Origin of the sequence: Desulfonatronospira sp. MSAO_Bac3 (genome assembly GCF_003838035.1) — a bacterium.
GTDB classification, from domain to species: domain Bacteria; phylum Desulfobacterota; class Desulfovibrionia; order Desulfovibrionales; family Desulfonatronovibrionaceae; genus Desulfonatronospira; species Desulfonatronospira thiodismutans.
In genome coordinates, this window is sequence record NZ_QYZY01000181.1 from 1 (window position 1) to 3,522 (window position 3,522).

Genomic DNA, 3,522 nt, shown 5'->3' on the forward strand with positions numbered 1-3,522 from the left:
TGCCTGCCCGCTAAAATTCCGCAGGACAGCAAAGCGCATTTTAGTCGGGTGTGAAGCCTGAAGGCTTCCCGTGCCAGAGAAGATTTTTTTGGCACGGGCAACTTCGTTGCACACGGGCGGCTCTGCCGCTCACGGCTGGGGAGTACGCCTCAGGCCTATTCCCGGTGGCGATTGCTGGCACCCCTTGAATGGTTACAGTCAGCACATACCCTGGGACTGAAAATGATTAAAGCTCGCGTGGTTGAAGCATGAAGTAGATTTTTCTTGAATTTGCTTATGAATATAGGTATAATGTTATTTTTTAAATTTTAATCCCTGACTCTAATCCTGCGAAAAGCACCCCTCAGGAGGAGGAAAATCATAATGACCCGAAAGGATCGAACCGAAGGCATCCTGACCAGGAAGGAAGTCCTGGATCAAAGCGAAAGGCAGAAATACTACCAGATTCAGCTCAAGGATCTTTTGAGCTATGCATACAGGTACTCCGAGGACGTGAAAAAGAGATTCGACCGGGCGCAGTTTTACGTGGACAAGTTCAAGACCCTGGGGGATCTGAAGCATATTCCCATTTTAAAGAAAAAAGAGCTTATATTTCTGCAGTCCATGGGACCACGCCTGGGGGGCCTGTTGACCAAGGACCTGGGGGAGCTGAGACGGATCTTTCTTTCCCCCGGTCCCATTTTCGATCCAGAGGACCGTACTGATGATTACTGGGGATGGACGGAAGGTTTTTATGCTACCGGTTTCAGGACAGGGGACATCGTCCAGGTCACCTTCAGCTACCACCTGGCCCCGGCCGGACTCATGTTTGAAGAGCCCCTGAGAAATATCGGCTGTTCCGTGGTTCCAGCAGGGCCCGGCAACACCAATACTCAGCTGGAGGTGATGCAGAAGCTCAGGGTAACCGGTTTTGTGGGCACTCCAAGTTACCTTATGCATCTGGCCCAGAAAGGGGAGGAAAAGGGGCTCAACCTGCGCAAGGACCTGTTTCTGGAAGTGGCCTTTGTCACCGGGGAAAAGTTTTCCGAGAAAGTGCGCTCCACCCTTGAGAAGAAGTTCGATCTCATCATGCGTCAGGGCTACGGCACAGCCGATGTGGGCAGCATCGGGTACGAATGCTTTCACAAGAACGGCCTGCACGTGTCCAACCGGACTTTCGTGGAGATCTGCCACCCGGATACCGGCATTCCCCTCAAGGAAGGGGAGGTTGGCGAGATAGTGGTCACCTCCTTCAATAAGACCTATCCGCTGATCCGCCTGGCTACCGGGGACCTTTCCTATATAGATCACAGCCCCTGCCCCTGCGGCCGGACCTCGCCCAGGCTGGGCAATATAGTGGGACGGGTGGACACCACCGCCAGGATCAAGGGCATGTTTGTCTATCCTCACCAGGTGGAACAGGTCATGGCCGGGTTCGAGGAGATCAAGAGGTGGCAGATCGAGGTTACCAACCCCGGGGGAATTGACGAAATGACCCTTTACATTGAGGCCTCCAGCTTTAAAAGGGAGGCGGAACTGCTGCATATCTTCAGGGAAAAGATCAAGATCAGGCCTGAGCTGCAAATACTGGCCCCAGGGACCCTGCCTCCCCAGGTAAGGCCCATCGAGGACAAGAGAACATGGGAATAGCCAGACTTTTTTTCTTATGCCTTGCTTTGCTCATGGCCGCCGCTTGTGCACCCAAAATGCCTGTTCATATTGAAGAACCCGCTCCGCAGCCCGGTGAGTTCTATACCGGCGACGGCGAGCGACTGACTTCCAAGGAGATGGTGGACAGGATAAGGGACAATGATTTCATTTTATTGGGCGAATCCCACAACAACCCATGCGATCACAAGGTCCAGGCCAGGATCGTGCACCTTCTGGCCCAGTCCGGAGTTGACCATGTCCTGGGGCTGGAGATGGTCAATGTACGCCGGCAGGAGATCCTGGACAGCTTCAACAGGGGGGAGATTTCCCTGGAAGAACTGCCGGACAGACTGGACTGGAGCGAAAGCTGGGGATACGATTTCGATCTGTACAGACCTGTTTTTGAGGCCGCCAGGGAGCACGGGGTACCAGTAAAGGCCCTTAATCTGCCCTCGGAAGTCACCCGCAGCATCAGCCACTACGGCCTGGACAGCCTGGATGAGGAGGACCGCAGGTATCTGCCGGATAAGATTACCATGCCCCCTGAAGAACAGCTCTCTTTCCTGGAAAAGCAGTATGAAATGCACCAGGAGTTTGTTCCGGAGGATCGTTCCGAACTGCAGCACTTTATTCAGGCCCAGTCCACCTGGGATTCCAAGATGGCGGAAATGGCCGAACAGTTTGGTTTCGAGCATTCCCTGCCTGTCGTGGTTCTGGCCGGCAGCGAGCATGTGCGCATGGGCTGGGGTATAGAGCACCGCCTGCTTAAGCAGGATGGAGATGCCCGGGTGACCAGGGTCCTGCCGGTACGAGACGTGGAGGACATAAGCCCGGACAATCCCCTTTATTTCTATTGCCCTCCTGCCCAGGCCCAGCATGGCCGCATGCGCCTGGGGCTTATAATGTCCAGGCAGGATGATGTCCTGGTGGTTCACGGCGTGGTGGAAGACAGCGCTGCCGACAGGGCCGGTTTTCAGAAGGGTGATGAGATAATTGGCGTAAACAGCCGGGCCGTACACGGGATGTCAGATCTGCACGATGCCGCTGTCAAAGCCTCAAAGACCGGGGAACCGGTGGTTTTTAAGGTGCTTCGAAAAGCAGGCATCAAGAGCCTTAAGCTGGAGCTTCCACGGGAAGAGTAGCCTTGCCGGAACTTCCAGAAGTAGAAACCATAGCTGCGGGGCTTGCCCCCCTGGTAAGCGGCAGGTCCATCCGGGATATATTTCTGATGCAGGCCCGGGTGGTACGCGGTGATGAGCTTGAGTTTCAAAGAAGGCTTCTGGGCCGTAAAGTCTTGGATGTGCGGCGAAGGGCCAAGCTTCTTATCCTGGATCTCGACGGGCCTTTACACTTGGTGTCTCATCTGAAAATGACCGGCAAGGTCTGGGTGCCGGACAAGGGTGTCCAGCCGGGAAAGCATACGCACCTTATTCTGGACCTGGGAGACGAGGTCTATGTCTTTTTTGACGACCAGCGCAGGTTCGGCTATGTAACAGCACTGACACCACCGGAACTTGAATCCTGGGATTTTTACCGCGGCCTTGGCCCTGAGCCCCTGCACCTTTCCTCACAGGACTTTACAGATATTTTTCAGGGCAGAAAGGCCCGCATCAAGTCCCTTCTGCTGGATCAGCAGGTTATAGCCGGCATCGGCAATATTTATGCTGATGAGGCCCTGTACATGGCCGGGATTCATCCCTGCACCCGGGCCGTTGATCTGTCCGGGGATCAACTGGAGGCTCTGCACTGCAGCCTGCAGCAGGTACTGCAGGAGGCCATTCAGGCCGGGGGAAGCTCTTTCCGGGACTATCGCAACGCCCTGGAGGAGGCCAGGGCTTACCTGCAGGCGGTTTGTGAGCGGTTAAACCAACAGGAACAACCTGCCAGAGACCA

The 3,522-nt window shown here is 55.0% G+C and carries 3 protein-coding genes; all 3 read left to right on the top strand.

The window, feature by feature from the left end:
* The first annotated feature begins 363 nt into the window (after window positions 1–363).
* Window positions 364–1,629 carry a phenylacetate--CoA ligase family protein gene (locus D5S03_RS05940; RefSeq protein ID WP_008871301.1) on the top strand — a complete coding sequence of 422 codons (1,266 nt, stop codon included), beginning with the start codon at window positions 364–366 and terminating at the stop codon, window positions 1,627–1,629.
* Entirely contained in the window at window positions 1,620–2,771 is a 1,152-nt protein-coding gene (locus D5S03_RS05945; protein WP_287043005.1) for a ChaN family lipoprotein, read from the top strand. Before D5S03_RS05940 ends, D5S03_RS05945 begins: the two co-directional genes overlap by 10 nt.
* A gap of 2 nt (window positions 2,772–2,773) precedes the next feature.
* Window positions 2,774–3,522, top strand: a 749-nt coding sequence (mutM, locus tag D5S03_RS05950) for a bifunctional DNA-formamidopyrimidine glycosylase/DNA-(apurinic or apyrimidinic site) lyase (RefSeq protein WP_287043007.1), incomplete at its 3' end; no start/stop codon positions are given.